Origin of the sequence: Pseudomonas ceruminis (genome assembly GCF_021602025.1) — a bacterium.
GTDB classification, from domain to species: Bacteria; Pseudomonadota; Gammaproteobacteria; order Pseudomonadales; family Pseudomonadaceae; genus Aquipseudomonas; species Aquipseudomonas ceruminis.
Map to the genome: position 1 here is coordinate 73,915 of NZ_BQHW01000007.1, position 18,886 is coordinate 92,800.

20 protein-coding genes are annotated in these 18,886 nt (G+C 62.2%); 13 read left to right on the plus strand and 7 right to left on the minus strand.

All coding sequences use genetic code 11. The annotated features are described in order from the left end of the window. Positions 1–669 precede the first annotated feature (669 nt). The 3 genes from L6D80_RS10810 (at position 670) to gdhA (ending at position 4,511) form a co-directional block, all read left to right on the plus strand. Complete coding sequence (locus L6D80_RS10810) at positions 670–1,062, plus strand: hypothetical protein (protein WP_054900660.1); 393 nt, start codon at positions 670–672, stop codon at positions 1,060–1,062. 162 nt (positions 1,063–1,224) lie between these two features. Next, positions 1,225–2,892: an energy-dependent translational throttle protein EttA gene (gene ettA / locus L6D80_RS10815; protein WP_025754696.1), complete on the plus strand. Its 1,668-nt coding sequence runs from the start codon at positions 1,225–1,227 to the stop codon at positions 2,890–2,892. Between the two features lie 278 nt (positions 2,893–3,170). Further along, positions 3,171–4,511, plus strand: a complete 1,341-nt coding sequence (gene gdhA / locus L6D80_RS10820; protein ID WP_176513468.1) for an NADP-specific glutamate dehydrogenase — start codon at positions 3,171–3,173, stop codon at positions 4,509–4,511. Positions 4,512–4,564: 53 nt separating this feature from the next. Here gdhA and L6D80_RS10825 read toward each other — a convergent pair whose 3' ends face one another. The 4 genes from L6D80_RS10825 to L6D80_RS10840 form a co-directional block, all read right to left on the minus strand. Continuing rightward, entirely contained in the window at positions 4,565–5,062 is a 498-nt protein-coding gene (locus tag L6D80_RS10825) for a GreA/GreB family elongation factor (RefSeq protein ID WP_054900661.1), read from the minus strand. 66 nt (positions 5,063–5,128) lie between these two features. Beyond that, the gene (locus L6D80_RS10830) at positions 5,129–5,485 is read right to left on the minus strand and encodes a hypothetical protein (RefSeq protein WP_176513470.1); all 357 of its coding nucleotides are present in this window, start codon (positions 5,483–5,485) and stop codon (positions 5,129–5,131) included. A gap of 109 nt (positions 5,486–5,594) precedes the next feature. After that, positions 5,595–7,448, minus strand: coding sequence for an Lnb N-terminal periplasmic domain-containing protein (locus L6D80_RS10835; RefSeq protein WP_176513472.1), 1,854 nt, complete (start codon positions 7,446–7,448; stop codon positions 5,595–5,597). Between the two features lie 71 nt (positions 7,449–7,519). Next, a complete protein-coding gene (locus tag L6D80_RS10840; RefSeq protein ID WP_176513474.1) occupies positions 7,520–8,008 on the minus strand; it encodes a DUF3015 domain-containing protein in 489 nt (162 codons plus the stop codon). A 252-nt stretch (positions 8,009–8,260) separates the two neighbouring features. On the opposite strand from L6D80_RS10840, the gene L6D80_RS10845 reads away from it, so the two are divergent. The 5 genes from L6D80_RS10845 (at position 8,261) to L6D80_RS10865 (ending at position 12,981) form a co-directional block, all read left to right on the plus strand. Then, positions 8,261–10,699, plus strand: coding sequence for a Lon protease family protein (locus L6D80_RS10845; RefSeq protein ID WP_054900664.1), 2,439 nt, complete (start codon positions 8,261–8,263; stop codon positions 10,697–10,699). A 163-nt stretch (positions 10,700–10,862) separates the two neighbouring features. Next, the gene (locus L6D80_RS10850; protein WP_054900665.1) at positions 10,863–11,201 is read left to right on the plus strand and encodes a PA4575 family protein; all 339 of its coding nucleotides are present in this window, start codon (positions 10,863–10,865) and stop codon (positions 11,199–11,201) included. A 155-nt stretch (positions 11,202–11,356) separates the two neighbouring features. Beyond that, positions 11,357–11,845, plus strand: coding sequence for a TIGR00645 family protein (locus tag L6D80_RS10855; protein ID WP_003247486.1), 489 nt, complete (start codon positions 11,357–11,359; stop codon positions 11,843–11,845). A 127-nt stretch (positions 11,846–11,972) separates the two neighbouring features. After that, positions 11,973–12,278 (plus strand): DUF6482 family protein, encoded by a 306-nt coding sequence (locus L6D80_RS10860; RefSeq protein ID WP_054900666.1) that lies wholly within the window; start codon positions 11,973–11,975, stop codon positions 12,276–12,278. 85 nt (positions 12,279–12,363) lie between these two features. Beyond that, entirely contained in the window at positions 12,364–12,981 is a 618-nt protein-coding gene (locus L6D80_RS10865; protein ID WP_176513477.1) for a BamJ family beta-barrel-assembly machinery protein, read from the plus strand. A gap of 26 nt (positions 12,982–13,007) precedes the next feature. Here the strand turns inward: L6D80_RS10865 and L6D80_RS10870 are convergent, their stop codons facing one another. From L6D80_RS10870 to L6D80_RS10880, 3 genes are all read right to left on the minus strand, one after another. Then, on the minus strand, positions 13,008–13,253 hold the full coding sequence (locus L6D80_RS10870; RefSeq protein ID WP_054900668.1) for a PA4570 family protein: 246 nt from the start codon (positions 13,251–13,253) through the stop codon (positions 13,008–13,010). An 83-nt stretch (positions 13,254–13,336) separates the two neighbouring features. Further along, on the minus strand, positions 13,337–13,678 hold the full coding sequence (locus tag L6D80_RS10875) for a zinc ribbon domain-containing protein YjdM (RefSeq protein ID WP_008092017.1): 342 nt from the start codon (positions 13,676–13,678) through the stop codon (positions 13,337–13,339). A gap of 181 nt (positions 13,679–13,859) precedes the next feature. Beyond that, positions 13,860–14,828: a polyprenyl synthetase family protein gene (locus L6D80_RS10880; RefSeq protein WP_054900669.1), complete on the minus strand. Its 969-nt coding sequence runs from the start codon at positions 14,826–14,828 to the stop codon at positions 13,860–13,862. A gap of 245 nt (positions 14,829–15,073) precedes the next feature. Between L6D80_RS10880 and rplU the strand changes: the two genes are divergently transcribed. From rplU to L6D80_RS10905, 5 genes are all read left to right on the plus strand, one after another. Then, positions 15,074–15,388, plus strand: a complete 315-nt coding sequence (gene rplU / locus L6D80_RS10885) for a 50S ribosomal protein L21 (protein WP_003247466.1) — start codon at positions 15,074–15,076, stop codon at positions 15,386–15,388. Positions 15,389–15,426: 38 nt separating this feature from the next. Continuing rightward, the gene (rpmA, locus tag L6D80_RS10890) at positions 15,427–15,684 is read left to right on the plus strand and encodes a 50S ribosomal protein L27 (RefSeq protein WP_023382395.1); all 258 of its coding nucleotides are present in this window, start codon (positions 15,427–15,429) and stop codon (positions 15,682–15,684) included. Between the two features lie 190 nt (positions 15,685–15,874). After that, on the plus strand, positions 15,875–17,101 hold the full coding sequence (gene cgtA, locus L6D80_RS10895; protein ID WP_054900670.1) for an Obg family GTPase CgtA: 1,227 nt from the start codon (positions 15,875–15,877) through the stop codon (positions 17,099–17,101). An 88-nt stretch (positions 17,102–17,189) separates the two neighbouring features. Further along, positions 17,190–18,308: a glutamate 5-kinase gene (proB, locus tag L6D80_RS10900; protein ID WP_054900671.1), complete on the plus strand. Its 1,119-nt coding sequence runs from the start codon at positions 17,190–17,192 to the stop codon at positions 18,306–18,308. A gap of 25 nt (positions 18,309–18,333) precedes the next feature. Continuing rightward, a complete protein-coding gene (locus L6D80_RS10905; protein ID WP_054900672.1) occupies positions 18,334–18,777 on the plus strand; it encodes a CreA family protein in 444 nt (147 codons plus the stop codon). The last annotated feature ends 109 nt before the right edge of the window (positions 18,778–18,886 follow it).

Genomic DNA, 18,886 nt, shown 5'->3' on the forward strand with positions numbered 1-18,886 from the left:
CATCTCGCCAATCAACTGCCGGTCAGCAGTAACGGCCAGGCTGTCGCTGCGCACTTGCCCGTTGTGGTCCAGCCACGCCAGCTCGCGCAGGGTCGGCAACCGTTCGCGCAGGGTACCGAGCAGGCTTGGCAAGGCAGCGGGCGACGGCGCGTCGACATACGGCTGCACCACATTCAGTGCCTGCTGGGCCTTGAGCGCCATTTTCAGGCTCAGGTGGTCGGCAAGCTCCGCGCTCGCGTCCAGGGTCTGCTGGCGCTGGTCGGCCTGGGTGTGCCGAAACTGCGTGAACAATTGCCACAGCAGCAAACCCAGCAGAACCAAGGCAAGCAGGGCCAGCGCGCCTTTTATCGAGCCGCGCAGCGACGCGGCCGGGGCCGGCTTGGCGAGACGCAGCGAAGACGGTTGATTGAGATTGGTCAAGCGATGGTCCTGCTATTGGGCTGGCGATGGCAGGGATTGATTCATGCATGGGGCGCCGTGCCTGGCGAGGCCGCAGTGCGGTGGCGCACTATAAGGCCGGACACCCGAAACCGGCTAGCATGCCTGTCATTATGGCAAAGTGCCAGCCCAGCTGTCCGGCGCGAGGGATGCCTGGCCGTTCGGCAAGGCCCTGCTTCCTGTGCGAGAATGCCGCCCGCTTCAATGACAACGCATCGGAGATGTTCGGTTTTGGTTACTCACTTTTCCACCAATGGCCTCGATTCCGCCTGCGGGCGCAGCAGTCAGACCCTTGTCAGCACTGCCGTGACCGAGGACGTATCCTGCAAGTCGTGCCAGCGTTCGCTGGTCAAACCTGAGGCGTCGGCCTCGAAAAACAAGACGCCGTCGCTGGCCGAACTGCGAAAGACCGCCAAGGCGGCTGTAGAGCCGGCTGAGGCTGTAGCGGCAGTGAAACCGGCTGCCAACGCCGTGAGCAAGCCGGCCGCCCAGTCGGCCAAGGCTGCCGAACAGCCTGCCCGTCAGGGTGGCTTCAGCGTGAAATCCGCCTGGGCCGCGCGCCTGGCCGAGCAGGGCGACCGTTGCCGGTTGCCGCGGGGCAAGACCAAACAGCGGCACGTCTGATGCCTGGGGGCCTGTACTGGCCCCGTCCGACCACCCTGTGCAACGCCGCGCGTTGGCGTAGAATGGTCGACTTTGTTCAATGACTTCCCGTAAACACATCCGCCTGGCCATTTGGCCGGGGCGATCGTCGATGTCTTTACCTATCTGATAGAGGGCTTGGTTTTGGCTCAATACGTCTACACCATGCATCGGCTGAGCAAGGTCGTTCCGCCGAAGCGGGAAATTCTCAAGAATATTTCCCTGTCGTTCTTCCCAGGCGCCAAGATCGGCGTCCTCGGCCTGAACGGCGCGGGTAAATCGACCCTGCTGCGGATCATGGCGGGCGTCGACAAGGAATTCGACGGCGAAGCTCGTCCGATGCCTGACATCAACGTTGGCTACCTGCCCCAGGAACCGCAACTGGACCCGAACAAGTCCGTGCGCGAAGTGGTGGAAGAAGCGGTCAGCGTGATCAAGGACGCCCAGGCGCGCCTGGACGAGGTCTACGCTGCCTACGCCGAACCTGACGCCGACTTCGACAAGCTGGCCGCCGAACAGGCCAAGCTCGAAGCCATCCTGCAGGCCGCCGACGGCCACAACCTGGAGCGTCAGCTGGATGTCGCCGCCGACGCCCTGCGCCTGCCGGCCTGGGATGCCCGCATCGAGCACCTGTCCGGTGGTGAGAAGCGCCGTGTAGCCCTGTGCCGCCTGCTGCTGTCGGCCCCCGACATGCTGCTGCTCGACGAACCGACCAACCACCTGGATGCCGATTCGGTCGCCTGGCTCGAGCGCTTCCTGCACGACTTCCCCGGTACCGTGGTGGCGATCACCCACGATCGTTACTTCCTGGACAACGTCGCAGGCTGGATCCTGGAACTGGACCGCGGCGCCGGTATCCCGTACGAAGGCAACTACTCGGGCTGGCTGGAGGCCAAGTCGGACCGTCTGGCGCAGGAATCCAAGCAGCAGAGCGCCCACGAGAAGGCCATGAAAGAGGAACTGGAATGGGTGCGCAAAGGCGCCAAGGCCCGCCAGTCCAAATCCAAGGCTCGTCTGCAGCGCTTTGAAGAAATGCAATCGCAGGAATTCCAGAAGCGCAGCGAGACCAACGAGATCTACATCCCGGCCGGCCCGCGCCTGGGCGACAAGGTCATCGAGTTCAAGAACGTCACCAAAGGCTATGGCGACCGCGTGCTGATCGACAACCTGTCGTTCGCCATGCCCAAGGGCGCCATCGTTGGCGTAATCGGCGGTAACGGTGCCGGTAAGTCGACCCTGTTCCGCATGTTGATGGGCAAGGAGCAGCCGGACTCGGGCAGCATCGAGATCGGTGAAACCGTGCAGCTGGCCTGCGTGGACCAGAGCCGCGAAGACCTGGACGGCGCCAAGACCGTGTTCCAGCAGATTTCCGACGGGTCCGACATGATCCGCATCGGCAACTACGAGATCCCATCGCGTACCTACGTTGGCCGTTTCAACTTCAAGGGCGGCGACCAGCAAAAGTTCGTCAAGGACCTGTCTGGTGGTGAACGTGGCCGTCTGCACCTGGCCCTGACCCTGAAGGAAGGCGGCAACGTACTGCTGCTCGACGAACCGTCCAACGACCTCGACGTCGAAACCTTGCGTTCGCTGGAAGAAGCCCTGCTGGACTTCCCAGGCGCCGCGATCGTGATTTCCCACGACCGTTGGTTCCTGGACCGGGTGGCGACGCACATCCTGGCGTACGAAGACGACTCGAACGTGGTGTTCTTCGAGGGCAACTACACCGAGTACGAAGCTGACCGCAAGAAGCGCCTGGGCGACGCCGCTGCCCAGCCGCACCGTGTACGGCACAAGAAACTGGCCCAGTAAGCCGGTTTTAGCTGCACAACAATGGGGCCCTCAGCGGCTCCATTTTTGTGCCTGTCATGATGGGGTGGTATCAGGGTTTGTGCCGCTCATTGTGGCAGCGGGCTTGCCCTGCAAAGAGACCAGGCCTGCCCGCAGACAGCTAATATTTTGTATACATTTATATAAACTGCACCAAATAATTTCAAAAAAACGACATCGCGCCCTATTCCAGTGCGATTGCTTCTTGGTACATTTCAGAAAAAACCAATAAGTCCAATCCTCTTGGTGAGATGTCTACCATGATCGAATCTGTCGATAACTTCCTCGCGCGCCTGAAGCAACGCGACCCGGCCCAGCCCGAATTCCACCAAGCTGTGGAAGAAGTGTTGCGTAGCTTATGGCCGTTCCTCGAAGCCAACCCGCACTACCTGCAGGCCGGTATCCTCGAGCGCATGGTTGAGCCCGAACGCGCCGTGCTGTTCCGCGTGTCGTGGGTGGATGACCAGGGCAAGGTCCAGGTCAACCGTGGCTACCGCATCCAGATGAGCAGCGCGATCGGCCCCTACAAAGGCGGCCTGCGCTTCCACCCGTCGGTGAACCTGGGCGTGCTGAAGTTTCTGGCGTTCGAGCAGGTGTTCAAGAACTCCCTCACCTCGTTGCCCATGGGCGGCGGCAAGGGTGGCTCGGACTTCGACCCCAAGGGCAAGAGCGATGCCGAAGTCATGCGCTTCTGCCAGGCGTTCATGAGCGAGCTGTACCGCCACATTGGCGCCGACCTTGACGTGCCGGCCGGTGACATCGGCGTGGGTGCCCGCGAAATCGGCTTCATGTTCGGTCAGTACAAGCGCCTGGCCAACCAGTTCACGTCGGTGCTGACCGGCAAGGGCATGACCTACGGCGGCAGCCTCATCCGCCCGGAAGCCACTGGCTACGGCTGCGTGTATTTCGCCGAAGAAATGCTCAAGCGCCAGAGCCTGCGCATCGATGGCCGTCGTGTGGCCATCTCCGGTTCCGGCAACGTGGCGCAATACGCTGCGCGCAAGGTGATGGACCTGGGCGGCAAGGTGATCTCGCTGTCGGACTCGGAGGGCACCCTGTACGCCGAAACGGGCCTGACCGATGAGCAGTGGGATGCGCTGATGGACCTGAAGAACGTCAAGCGTGGCCGCATCAGCGAGTTGGCCGGTCAGTTCGGCCTGGAGTTCCGCAAAGGCCAGACGCCGTGGAGCCTGGCATGCGACATCGCCCTGCCATGCGCCACGCAGAACGAGCTGGGCGCCGAAGACGCTCATACCTTGTTGCGCAATGGCTGCATCTGCGTCGCCGAAGGCGCCAACATGCCGACCACCCTGGAGGCTGTGGATATCTTCCTGGAGGCGGGCATTCTGTACGCCCCGGGCAAAGCCTCCAACGCCGGTGGCGTCGCTGTATCGGGCCTGGAGATGTCGCAGAACGCCATGCGCCTGCTATGGACTGCCGGTGAAGTGGACAGCAAGCTGCACAACATCATGCAGTCGATTCACCATGCGTGTGTGCATTACGGTGAAGAGGCTGATGGCAAGATCAACTACGTGAAGGGCGCCAACATCGCAGGCTTCGTGAAAGTGGCTGATGCGATGCTGGCTCAAGGCGTGGTCTGATCGCGTACTGCCGTCCTTTCGCGGGGTGACCCGCGAAAGGACGGCACGCGTGTTCAGGATTCACTTTCGATAACGACCACCTCGATCATCTGATCCCCCGCCGGCCGCCGCCACATCACCTCGTCCCCTTGGCCGGCACCGAGCAACGCGCGCCCCAGCGGTGACCCCCAGTTGATCAGCCCACGGCCGGCATCGGCCTCATCTTCCCCGACCAGTTGCACCCGCTGTTCCTGGCCCTGTTCATCCAGAAATCTGACCCAGCTGCCAATCTGCACCTTGCGGCTGGACGTCGCGGCGGGCACCACCTGCGCGCTCTGGACCCTGGCAGTGAAGTAGCGCAGGTCCCGTTCAGTCTCGGCCAGGCGCTGCTTGTCGGCCCGATCTCCCTGAGCGTGCAGCTCACTGCGCAACGCATTGAGCTCGGCCACGCGCTCCTGCAGTTGGCGTAGGCCACTGGCGGTGACGTAGTTGGGTTGGTCGCTGACGCGTCGCTCCACCGGCTGGTCGGCTTGTGCAGCGGCTTGGTCTTCGTTGACGAATGCGCGGCTCATGGAGGCCTCCTTTTGCTGGAGACCATAGTGGCAGGCCGGTCGTTTCACTGGATGTCTGTTTGCGACCTACTCATGGCGATAGGCACGGGCGGCGCCGCGGTCCTTCTCCTGCTGCCACTCGCGGTCGCGTTCGTCCCAGAAACGCTCGTGGTATTGGCGTTGCTCTTCGCTGTTCTGCATCGCGTGACATTGGCGAAAGCCGTCGTCCCATCCGCTTTCGTACTGGCGGTTGTGCAGGTAGCGCGGCACGTCCTTGCGAAAATCGCCGACCATCAGCCCTGCGGCCTGGCGACCGCTGCTGCAGCCATCCTCAAACCCGTCGGCGTAGGCGGGAGGGTAACCTTGGCCGAGCATCTGCTCGTGGGTGGTTTCGCAACCTGCCAGCACCAAGGCAACGCATAAGCCGAACCAGTACCGCGACATGACCACTAGACCCTCTGAGTAATGCCGTAAAGTCTAGGTGGCCATTTGTCGTGGAGCTGTCAAAACAGTGTCAAAGCGTTGGTGGTTTCTGTTGTAAGGGCTGGCCCTATCAATAGTGGTACCACTTGAGTTCGAGCATCACTTCATTCTGCGCCGTCGCCAGATGGCTGAACTCCCGCGAAGCACTCAGCCTCAGGCCCAGGTTCTGGCTGACCTCCCACTGCTGGTTCAGGCTCACGCTGCGCCGTACTTCGCCATTGGTGAAGTAGTCGCCCTTGGCCTCCAGGGTCAGGTTGCCCAGCCCGTTGCGCCATAGCAGCCCGCCATTGAAGCCAGCAGCCGGGGCGATGAACTGGGCGAAGTCGTTGTGGTGCTCGACCCGCACAGTGCCCAGGGCGAAGCCCAGCAAGCCGTCAGCCAGTTGCCAGGTCCCCCCGGCACCACCGTTGACGTGGCTCACCAACACCTCGTCATCATGCTTGCCAGGCACGCGCTCCAGGCCGCCCGCCACCTGCCATGACCAAGGCTTGAGCAGCTCGTTGCGCGGTGTCAGCGAGCGAATGGTGGCCAGGTCCAGGCGCTGCACCTGCCAGTCGTTGCCTTCGTACTGGCGCAGCTTGAGCTGGAGGATCTCGATCTGCGCGCCGAGGGGGAAGCCATAGGCGTTGTCGTTGAGGTCGTGATAGGCCATGCGCAGGCCGTATTCGGCATAGGCACGGTCCTCGCGTGTACCGACACCGAGCTGCCAGGTGCGTGAGTCGTGACCATCCTCGGGCAGGCCGGGGCGTTCGATCTGCAGGGGCGGCGGCGGGTTGCGGTTGATTGCCCGCAGCAATTCGAAGCTGCGCCCCGCCTGCCCGGGGTCGCGGGCCTGGCCGTTGGCACGGTAACGCTCCAGGCGGTACGCAGCATCCTGCACCAATGCCTGGCGGTCGCGGGGCAGGGCGGTGAACTCAGGGCTTTGCAGTTGTGTGGTGTCGGCACTGACGGCCAGTACCTGGCGTTTTTCGTTGTGGTCCAGCGGTTCGGCACGGGCCAGCAGCTCGCGTTCGCGCGAAGGGCGGTAGATTTCGCTGGCGACCAGGCCCGATTGCTTCACCGCCTTGACCGTGTCGGTGGGGATGGCGGTGAGCGGGAACTGCGAGGTGAGGTCCAGGCTCGGCCGGGCCACCTGTAGCAGTTCCAGCAGGCGATACGAGCAGTTTTCGTCGAAGAAGAAATAATCGAACTGGACCTGCTTGAGTTCCCACACATGCTCGACCATGCGCCCGGTTTCTTCTGGCGTCAGGTCCAGTTGGTATTCCCACAGGTCGCGGTTTTCCAGGCTGCGGTATTCGGAGAGCTTTTCCTGGTACGGCATCAGCGCGAACAGGCCAGGGTAGCCGCCCATCAGGCCCTTCCAGGCATACAGGATGCTGTTGTCGCTGCCTTCGATGTAGGCGCCGAAGTTGATCGCGTAACTGAGCAGCGTAGTGTCGTCGCTACGGGTGTTGGACTGGTCGATACGCAGCAGGGTATGGCCGAACATCGACGAGGGGCTGTTCAGGTAGGCCGCCGGGAAAATCAACGCCGCGCTGTGCGGGTCGACCGACTGGTACCACGTCTTGAATTCCTGGCAGTCCGGCTGCGGCAGGTCCTGCAGGTCGAGCTGTTCACGCAGCCAGCGGGTGCGTGCGGGGAAGACGCACTGGGCGTGCTTGTCGCCCAGGCTGGCTGGGGCGTACAGCGCCGCTACCGTGGCCTGCAGCTCTTGGTCCGGGTGGTGTGCGCCATCCTCGGCGAGGAAGAATTTGCGGTCGTCGACATAGCTTCGCCACCCGCCGAGCTTGGCGGTTTCATAATGGCCCAAGGCTATCCAGTAAGGGGTGTTGGCCAGTTGCTGGAGACGACCTTGATCCAGCACGGCTGCAGCATGAACGGGGGCGCAGGCACACAGCGCCAGGTAAGCGAGGCGTTTGAGCATGTCGGGCAACTACTTCTAAACGATGCCGAAAAAGGCGAAACCCGCCCCGCAAGGGGCGGGAGCAGCTGCGCTTAGGCCTCAGTCGCGTACTTGGCCAGGCGTGGGTCGTTTTTCAGAACGGCCAGGGTGTTGCTGTGGACAGTCTCGGCAGTCACGTCGGCGCTGCTGAAGATCTGGTTGAAGTGCTGGTGGGTGACCGAGTTGAAGTAGACGCGGTCTTCCGGCGCCACACCCAGCACTACGGCGTAGGTGGTCAGCGCTTCGCCCTGGCCCATGGCCATGTCTTCGGACAGTTCGTTCATCATGCCATTCATGGCGAACCAGGACTTACCGCCATAGGTCAGCGAGGCCTTGGTGGAGCAGCCGTTGGTACCGGAGGTCATGCCGAAGGTGGCGTTGCCGGAGGTGCCGTTGGTGGTGGAGGCGAGGAAGTGAGCCGGTGTGCCGCGCTGGCCTTCGAACAGCATGTTGCCCCAGCCGCAGTTCGGGCCACCTGGCGCTTCCGCCATGGCGTTGAGGGAAACCACGGTGAACAGAGTACCCAGAAGAATCCGTTTCATAGCATTTGTTCTCTATTTGTCTTAACCAAGGGTCAGGGTTTCTGGCAACTCGGTTGCCAGGCGGGAAAGCGTTTCACCCACCCGCGCAGCTTGGAGTTTAGGCACGATCTAAAGGTTGCGTTGTTGATTGCGAAAAATTTGCTCCTGTATCGGTCATCGTGGCTGCGACATAAAGTCCCGCCGAGCCTTGCAAGGCGCGCGCGGGCAGCGCCAGAATGCTGCGTATCTGCCCCGCCGAAGTAAGGAAACCCAATGCCCGATCCTGTCGCTGCGCGCCTGCGTCTCGCGCCTGAAGCCCTGACCCGGCGTTTCTCCCCCGAGCAGTTTGCTTTTACCCATACCGACGATCTGGAGCCGTTTCGCGGTGTTCTGGGCCAGGAACGTGCTGTCGAGGCCCTGCAGTTCGGCGTGGCCATGCCACGCCCTGGCTATAACGTGTACGTGATGGGCGAGCCCGGCACTGGCCGCTTCTCGTTCGTCAAACGCTACCTCAAGGCCGAAGGCAAGCGTCAGCAGACCCCGGCCGACTGGGTTTATGTCAATCACTTCGACGACACCCGCGAACCGCGGGCGCTGGAGCTGCCTTCGGGCAGCGCTGCCGAGTTCATTGCCGACATGGGTGGCCTGATCGACAACCTGTTGTCGACCTTCCCGGCGGTGTTCGAGCACCCGTCCTACCAGCAGAAGAAGGGCGCCATCGACCGCGCCTTCAACCAGCGCTACGACCGTGCCCTGGATGTCATCGAGCGCGCTTCGCTGGAAAAGGACGTGGCCCTGTACCGCGACGCCAGCAATGTGGCCTTCACCCCGATGGCCGACGGCAAGGCGCTGGACGAAGCCGAGTTTGCCCAACTGCCCGAGGAGGTCCGCGAACAGTTCCACGAGGACATCGCCCTGCTCGAGGAGCGCCTCAACGAAGAACTGGCCAGCTTGCCGCAGTGGAAGCGCGAGTCGAACAACCAGCTGCGCCAGCTCAACGAAGAAACCATTACCCTGGCCTTACAACCGCTGCTGGCCCCGCTGTCGGAAAAGTACGCCGAAAACGCTGCGGTGTGCGCCTATCTGCAATCGGTGCAGTTGAACCTGCTGCGCACCGTGGTCGAGCAACTGGTCGATGACAGCAAGACCGACGCCGCCGCGCGCAAGCTGCTCGAGGAGCAGTATGCCCCCAGCCTGGTGGTGGGCCACCATGCCGACGGCGGGGCGCCGGTCGTGTTCGAACCGCACCCGACCTACGACAACCTGTTCGGCCGCATCGAATACAGCACCGACCAGGGGGCGTTGTACACCTCCTACCGCCAGCTGCGCCCGGGCGCCTTGCACCGCGCCAATGGCGGCTTCCTGATCCTCGAAGCGGAGAAGATGCTCGGCGAGCCGTTCGTCTGGGACGCGCTCAAGCGTGCCCTGCAGTCACGCAAGTTGAAGATGGAGTCGCCGCTGGGTGAGCTGGGCCGGGTCGCCACGGTCAGCCTGACGCCGCAGAACATCCCGCTCAACGTGAAGCTGGTGATCATCGGTTCGCGTCAGTTGTACTACGCACTGCAAGACCACGACCCGGACTTCCAGGAGATGTTCCGGGTGCTGGTGGACTTCGACGAAGACATGCCGATGGTCGACGAGAACCTCGAGCAGTTCGCCCAATTGCTGCGCACCCGGACCAACGAAGAAGGCATGGCGCCGCTGACCAGCGATGCGGTGGCACGGTTGGCGACCTACAGTGCGCGCCTGGCAGAAAACCAGTCGCGCCTGTCGGCCCGCATCGGCGACCTGTTCCAGTTGGTCAGCGAAGCCGACTTCATCCGCCAACTGGCCAGCGACGAGATGACCGATGCCGGGCACATCGAGCGGGCGCTGAAGGCCAAGGCCACCCGTACCGGGCGCGTTTCGCAGCGTGTGCTCGACGACATGCTCGCCGGCATCATCCTGATCGACACCGAAGGGGCGGCCATCGGCAAATGCAACGGCCTGACCGTGCTGGAAGTCGGTGATTCGGCGTTCGGCATGCCGGCACGCATCTCGGCCACCGTGTACCCGGGCGGCAGCGGCATCGTCGACATCGAGCGAGAGGTCAACCTGGGCCAGCCGATCCACTCCAAGGGGGTCATGATCCTGACCGGTTACCTGGGTAGCCGGTACGCCCAGGAATTCCCCTTGGCGATTTCGGCGAGCATCGCCCTGGAACAGTCCTACGGCTACGTGGACGGTGACAGTGCTTCGCTGGGCGAGGCATGCACGCTGATCTCGGCGCTGTCGCGCACGCCGCTCAAGCAGTGCTTCGCCATCACCGGTTCGATCAACCAGTTTGGTGAAGTGCAGGCGGTGGGTGGGGTCAACGAGAAGATCGAAGGCTTCTTCCGCCTGTGCGAGGCCCGCGGCCTGACCGGCGAACAGGGTGTGATCATCCCGCGGGCCAACGTCGCCACGCTGATGCTCGACGAGCGTGTGTTGCAGGCGGTCGAGAACGGTGTGTTCCATGTGTACGCGGTCAGCCAGGCCGACGAGGCGCTGAGCCTGCTGGTGGGCGAGGAAGCCGGGGTGCTGGACGACAAGGGCCAGTTCACCGAGGGCAGCGTCAACGCGCGGGTGGTCGAACGCCTGCGCGAGATCGCCGAGATGATCAGCGAAGAAGACATCGAGAAGGCGGAAAAGGAACGCCTTGAAGAGGTGATTGCCCAGGCCAAGCCCGCCTGAGTCAATAAATCGGCGCTGGCGGCCATGTGCTACCGTTCAGCGCCGGTTTTCCATCTTTCTGTGCTGTTCTTCTATGCTGGAACTTATGGACGGCATCAGGGTTCAGGATGGAAACGGCCTGGGGTTTTCAGGCTGATCAGGGCTCATTGCAGGGGACGCGGCCATGCGCAACCTCAGCCTTACTCGCCAGTGCCTGGGCCTGGTGACTCGCATTGAATGCAGCATTCGTCCGCTGGCCGGGGACAACGGCATGTGGACGTTGCTGTTCGCCGCCGGCATGGCCGGTGAACAACCCTCTGCCATCAAGGCCCAGGGGCCATTCCATGGGCCCATGGTCGCCGAGTCGGTGCTCAATGCCATCGTCGACAGCCTGACCCTGCACGGGTACCAGGTGTCGGATGGGCCGCAGATCTGGTGCCTGCATTTGCAGGCGCAACTGCGTCGTATCAATGGGGAGCGCTGCCGCAACCTTGGGGATTACCAGTTCCATCCCGAAACCTGAGATTGCCCCTCGCCACGACGCAGTACCGGTGGGCAGCCGGCATGGCGGCCATTGGGCTACGCAGCAGGCCCCTGCAACCCAGGCTTTTGCTGCAACAGGTGGCTGGCTATACTCGCCGTCGTTTTTTTAGTCACCTGACGAGTCCCAAACCCTCCATGGAACGTATTCTCGAAAATGCGATGTATGCCTCGCGCTGGCTGCTCGCCCCTATCTACTTTGGCCTGTCCCTCGGCCTGCTGGCCCTGGCGCTGAAATTCTTCCAGGAAGTCGTCCATGTCCTGCCCAACGTCTTTGCCCTGAGCGAAGCCGACCTGATCCTGGTGATCCTGTCGCTGATCGACATGTCGCTGGTCGGCGGCCTGTTGGTGATGGTGATGATCTCTGGCTACGAGAACTTCGTCTCGCAGTTGGACATCGACGAAAGCAAGGAGAAGCTCAACTGGCTGGGCAAGATGGACTCCTCGTCGTTGAAGATGAAGGTGGCCGCCTCGATCGTGGCAATCTCCTCCATCCACCTGCTGCGGGTGTTCATGGATGCACAGAACATCTCCACCGATTACCTGATGTGGTACGTGATCATTCACATGACCTTCGTGGTGTCGGCGTTCTGCATGGGGTACCTGGACAAGCTCACCAAGCACTGAGTAATGGCATGCCTGCACCGCCCGTTCGTTGCAAAACGGACGGGCGGTGGCGTTTTTGGCTTGTGCTTTCTGCGGGGCTGTACGAAAAATGAGCACTCATGCGTGGTTCCAGCAGCGAGGTGCTCCCATGAACCTGCATCAGCTCAATACCGAGGCCAGGGCCGGCCATGTCAATGAGCTCAACCTGATTGCCATCGAAGGGGGCGATTACCTGCTCGAAGCCCGGGTCGATGGGCGCGCCCAGCCACTAGCTGACAACCATGGCAAACGCCTGCGCGTGCGCTCCGTGGAAGAAGCGCGCGAACTGTTGAAGGCTGTGCCGATGGTGTCGATGAACCTGTTGCATTGGTCGGTTCAGGACGAGATGTGCGGCATGGGCCAGCACCCTGAAGAAGACCTCAAGGTACCCATCTCGCCACGTTCGGCCTGGTAGCTGCTCGCAGCGTCCCAGTGTGCTAGGCTGCTCGCCCTTTTCATCAAGGGCGCGGCTGCACTGCGCCCTGCAGTGGAGCACGACAATGTCCGAACTCAACCTGTCCACCGACGAAACCCGCGTCAGCTACGGCATCGGCCGTCAGCTGGGTGGCCAACTGCGTGACAACCCGCCACCAGGTGTTAGCCTCGAAGCCATCCTGGCTGGCCTGACCGACGCCTTCAATGGCGCCGACAGCCGCGTCAGCGAAGCCGACCTGTCGGCCAGCTTCAAGGTCATCCGTGAAGTGATGCAAGCCGAAGCTGCCGCCAAGGCCGAAGCCGCTGCGGCCGCTGGCAAGGAATTCCTGGTCGAGAACGCCAAGCGCGAAGGCATCACCACCCTGGCTTCGGGCCTGCAGTTCGAAGTGCTGACCGCCGGCGAAGGCGCCAAGCCGACCCGCGAAAGCAACGTGCGTACCCACTACCACGGCACCCTGATCGACGGCACTGTGTTCGACAGCTCCTACGATCGTGGTCAGCCGGCTGAATTCCCGGTCGGTGGCGTGATCGCTGGCTGGACCGAAGCCCTGCAACTGATGAACGCGGGCAGCAAATGGCGCCTGTACGTGCCGAGCGAGCTGGCCTACGGCGCCCAAGGCGTTGGCAGCATCCCGCCGCACAGCGTGCTGGTGTTCGACGTCGAGCTGCTCGACGTTCTGTAATGCCTGTGAGGCCGGCGCTGCCGGCCTCAATTCCAATCCGTTCCCCCAGGGCGCAACGCCCGTGCATAGCAGAACAGAAACAGGTTACGCACCAGCTCCTTGAGCACCACAGGCTCACTCGAATTCAGCCCGCTCATGTCCAGGTCGCCCTGGTCACGCAGTTCGTCGAGGGCTTCTTCTTCGAGCACGGCGCATACTTCACCGGTTTCGCGATGAAGGATGCGCAGGTAAGGGTGGGGGCGTTCCAGCCAGGCGTCGATCAGGTAAGTCATGGCTATTCTCCTTGGAAAGCGGTTCCAATGAGAATAATTCTTATTATCAGAATAGCAAGCGCCAATTGGCGATTTTTGTGTAATCAGACCTTACGAACGAATTCCGACTTCAGCTTCATCGCGCCGATGCCGTCGATCTTGCAGTCGATGTCGTGGTCGCCATCGCACAGGCGGATGTTCTTGACCTTGGTGCCAACCTTGACCACCAGGGACGAGCCCTTGACCTTCAGGTCCTTGATCACGGTGACGGTGTCGCCGTCCTGCAGGACGTTGCCGACCGAATCCTTCTTCACCACGTCATCGCTGGCCGCTTCGGCTTCGCCGTTGGCCGACCACTCGTGGGCGCATTCGGGGCAGATCAGTTGAGTGCCATCCTCATAGGTGTATTCGGAATTGCATTTGGGACAGGCTGGCAGAGTGCTCACTTGGGTTCCTTAAACAGACAGGCAGTTAAAGGCCCATATTGTATAAGGTTTTAGCCGGGAAATGTTTTGTCTGTACAAAAGCATTCGCGGGACAAGCCCGCTCCCACAGTTACACCTCTGCCTTGAGCTTGGTGAATAACTTGTGGGAGCGGGCTTGTCCCGCGAAGAGGGCGATGGTGGCTTAGTGTGTACGCGCGACCGCAAACTCACTCAGCTCAACCAGCGCATCCCGGTATTCACTGGCCGGCAGCACTTCCAGGCATTGGATGGCCTTGGCGACGTAATCACGCGCCAGTTGCGCGGTGTAGTCCAGCGCACCCGAGGCCTCGACTGCCACGCGAATCTGCTCCAGGTCTTCCAGGCCGCCCTTCTGGATCGCCTGGCGCACCAGTGCAGCCTGTTCAGGCGTGCCTTCGCGCATGGTGTAGATCAGCGGCAGGGTCGGTTTGCCTTCTGCCAGGTCGTCGCCCACGTTCTTGCCCAGGGTCTGCGAGTCGCCCTTGTAGTCGAGCAGGTCGTCGACCAGCTGGAAGGCCACGCCCAGGTGGTCACCGAAGGTGCGCAGGGCTTCGCGCTGTTCAGCGGTGGCGTCGGCCAGCGCGGCGGCGCTGTGGGTCGAGGCTTCGAACAGCATCGCGGTCTTGCCGCGGATGACCTCCATGTACACCTCTTCGGTGGTGCTGGCATCGCGCACGCGCGACAGTTGCAGCACTTCGCCTTCGGCGATCACTCGGGTGGCCTTGGAGAGGATCTGCATGACCGGCATCGAGCCCAGCTCGACCATCATTTCGAACGAGCGCGAATAAAGGAAGTCGCCCACCAGTACGCTCGGCGCGTTGCCCCACAGGGCATTGGCGGTGGAGCGGCCACGGCGCATGCCGGACATGTCGACCACGTCGTCATGCAGCAGGGTGGCGGTGTGCAGGAACTCGATGGTCGCCGCCAGCAGGCGCAGGTCATCGCCTTCGCGGCCCAGTGCCTTGCCGCACAGCAGCACCAGCAGGGGGCGCAGGCGCTTGCCGCCGGCAGACGTGATATAGTCGCCGATCTTCGATACCAGCGGCACGCGCGAGGTCAGCTGCTTCTTGATGATCTCGTCGACGGCGCTGAAATCGTCAGCTACCGCGCGGTAGAAGGTTTGGGGTTGCATCGGCTGCTCCATTGAGGTTGCGCGGCATGCTAGGTCGCGGGTCCCGGTGTGTCAAGGCGCCCTGCCTGGGGGCCGGGGCCGGTACTTGCAAGCAAAACCCGGGTTGCGTACAATCGCGCACCCTAACTTCCTGGGCAGCACCTGCCTTACGCAATTGCACCGGGCCGTTCCAGCCCAGTGCAGCCATGCCAGCCAATACTCATCATATAAAGCGCTGGGTGAGCAGGATTATCGGAGAAATACCCATGTCTTACGCAGTAATCGTTACCGGCGGCAAGCAGTACAAAGTCGCTGAAGGTGAATTCCTCAAAATCGAAAAACTGGAAGTCGCTACTGGCGAATCCGTGACTTTCGATCGCGTTCTGCTGGTCGCCAACGGTGAAGAAGTCACCATCGGCGCTCCAGTCGTCGCCGGCGCCAAAGTTGTTGCCGAAGTCGTTTCGCAAGGCCGTCACGATAAAGTACGCATCATCAAGTTCCGTCGCCGTAAGCACCACATGAAGCGTATGGGCCACCGCCAGTGGTTCACCGAGATCAAAATCACCGGTATCCAGGCTTAATCGCTCAGATCCCCTGAATTTATTTGGAGAATTGAACCATGGCTCACAAGAAGGCTGGTGGTAGTACTCGTAACGGTCGCGACTCAGAATCGAAACGCCTTGGCGTGAAGATGTATGGCGGCCAGGTCATCAAGGCCGGCAACATCATCGTCCGCCAGCGCGGCACCCAGTTCCACGCCGGTTACGGCGTTGGCATGGGCAAGGATCACACCCTGTTCGCCAAGATCGAAGGCGTGATCAAGTTCGAGAAGAAAGGCGAGTTCAACCGCCGTTACGTGAGCATCGTCGCCGCTTAATCGCGACGTCGCTCCAGAAGCCCCGTCATGCGACGGGGCTTTTTCGTTTGTGGTGAGCCTCTTGCAAAGCTGTTTGTATGGGCTGCCGGCGTGGGTTTCTACGGTCGTACGGGGCCGCCGCGCTCATTTTTGCAAGAGCCTCAGGTTTTTTAAGTATTCAGCTCGTCGGAAGGCGAGAGGCGGTTTTTGAATGAAGTTTGTTGACGAAGTATCCATTCGGGTCAAGGCCGGTGACGGCGGTAACGGTTGCATGAGCTTCCGTCGCGAAAAATTCATCGAGAACGGTGGCCCCAACGGTGGCGACGGTGGTGATGGTGGTTCGGTCTACATGGTGGCCGATGAAAACCTCAACACCCTGGTCGACTATCGCTACACCCGTCACCACGAAGCCCAGCGCGGCGCCAACGGTGGCAGCACCGATTGCACCGGCAAGAAGGGCGATGACCTGTTCCTGCGCGTGCCGGTCGGCACCACCGTGATCGATGCCTCGACCCAGGAAGTGATCGGTGACCTGGTCACCCCAGGCCAGAAACTGATGGTTGCCCAAGGCGGCTGGCACGGCCTGGGCAACACCCGTTTCAAGTCCAGCACCAACCGTGCGCCACGCCAGACCACTCCAGGCAAGCCGGGTGATCAGCGTGACCTGAAGATGGAGCTGAAGGTCCTGGCTGATGTGGGCCTGCTGGGCCTGCCGAATGCGGGCAAGAGCACGTTCATCCGTTCGGTATCGGCTGCCAAGCCGAAAGTCGCCGATTACCCGTTCACCACCCTGGTACCTAACCTGGGTGTGGTCAGCGTCGATCGCTGGAAGAGCTTCGTCATCGCCGACATTCCGGGTTTGATCGAAGGCGCTTCCGACGGTGCTGGCCTGGGCATCCGCTTCCTCAAGCACCTGGCCCGTACCCGCGTGCTGCTGCACTTGGTCGACCTGGCGCCGCTGGATGGCAGCAGCCCGGCAGACGCCGCTGAAGTGATCATCAATGAGCTGACCCGCTTCAGCCCGTCGCTGACCGACCGTGAGCGTTGGCTGGTGCTGAACAAGTCGGACATGCTGATGGACGACGAGCGCGACGAGCGGGTCAAGGAAGTGGTCGAGCGCCTGCAGTGGGAAGGCCCGGTCTATGTGATCTCGGCCATCTCCAAGCAGGGTACCGAGCAGCTCAGCCGCGACCTGATGCGCTACATCGAAGACCGTGCCGACCGCCTGGCCAACGACCCGGCCTACGCCGCAGAGCTGGCCGAGCTGGACCAGCGCATCGAAGACGAAGCCCGTGCCCAGCTGCAGGCCCTGGACGATGCGCGCACCCTGCGCCGTACAGGCGTCAAGAGTGTGCACGACATCGGCGACGATGACGGTTGGGATGACGATTTCGAGGACGACGAAGACGGCCCAGAAATCATTTACGTGCGCGACTGACCGGTTGCAGTACACTAAACGCCGCTCTTTTGGAGCGGCGTTTTTGTATCTACGGTATCTACAGATTCGACATAGGTTGGAAGAGAAGATGCGAAGCAAGGTGACTGGCGCCAAGCGCTGGGTCGTGAAGATCGGCAGTGCGCTGCTCACGGCGGATGGCAAGGGCCTCGACCGTGGTGCCATGGCCGTATGGGTCGAGCAGATGGTGGCGCTGCGTGAGGCGGGCGTGGAGTTGGTACTGGTCTCCTCCGGGGCCGTGGCTGCCGGCATGAGCCAGCTGGGCTGGACCTCCCGACCGAGCGCGATGAACGAGCTGCAGGCCGCCGCTTCGATCGGCCAGATGCGCCTGGTGCAGGCGTGGGAGTCGAGCTTCGGCGAGCACGGCAAGCACACCGCGCAGATCCTTCTGACCCACGACGACCTGTCTGATCGCAAGCGTTACCTCAACGCCCGCAGCACCCTGCGTACGCTGGTCGACTTGGGCGTGGTGCCGGTGATCAATGAAAACGATACCGTGGTCACCGACGAAATTCGCTTCGGCGACAACGACACCCTGGCCGCGCTGGTTGCCAACCTGGTCGAAGCCGACCTGCTGGTGATTCTCACCGACCGCGACGGCATGTTCGACGCCGACCCGCGTAATAACCCGCAAGCTCAGCTGATCTACGAAGCACGTGCCGATGACCCGTCGCTCGACGCGGTCGCCGGCGGCACCGGTGGTGCCCTGGGCCGTGGTGGCATGCAGACCAAGTTGCGCGCTGCGCGGCTGGCGGCCCGTTCTGGTGCTCACACCATCATCATTGGTGGCCGGATCGAGCGTGTGCTCGACCGCCTGAAGGCGGGTGAGCGTCTGGGGACCCTGTTGTCGCCCGAGCGCGGCATGCTGGCCGCGCGCAAGCAATGGCTGGCTGGCCACCTGCAAACCCGTGGCACCCTGGTCCTTGACGCCGGTGCCGTGCAGGCCCTCCGCCAGGCCAACAAGAGCCTGCTGCCGGTGGGCGTTAAGACCGTACAAGGCAGCTTCCGTCGTGGTGAGATGGTGGTGTGTGTGGGCCCGGACGGCCTTGAAGTGGCCCGGGGCCTGGCCAACTACAGCGCATTGGAAGCACAGAAAATCATCGGCCAGTCGTCCGATGCCATCGAGGCCGTTCTTGGCTACAGCGCCGAGCCGGAGCTGGTGCACCGCGACAACCTGGTATTGGTCTGAGGAAGGAGCGAACGTGCTGAAAAGGATGATTGCCGTGGCGGCGCTGGCGCTGCCGATGCTGGCTGGGGCGGAAGAAATCGGCCGGGTGTCGACCGTATTCAAGTTCGTCGGGCCGAACGACCGCATCGTGGTCGAGGCTTTTGACGACCCCAAGGTCGAGGGCGTGACCTGCTACCTGTCGCGTGCCAAGACGGGCGGTGTGAAAGGCGGCCTGGGGCTGGCCGAGGACCGTGCGGAGGCGTCGATTGCCTGCCGCCAGGTTGGGCCGATCAGCTTCAAGGGTGAATTGAAGGACGGCGATGAAGTGTTCAAGGAGCGCACCTCGCTGGTGTTCAAGACCATGCAGGTGGTGCGTTTTCTCGACAAGAAGCGCAATACGCTGGTGTATCTGGTGTACAGCGACCGCATGATCGAAGGCAGCCCGCAGAATGCGGTGACGGCGATCCCAATCCTACCTTGGGCACATTGATGTAATCGGGAGGCCTTTGGCCTCCAATCGCTGGCAAGCCAGCTCCCACAGGGTTACCACTGCTCTTGAGGGCTGTGGAGATCCCTGTGGGCGCCGGCTTGTCGGCGAA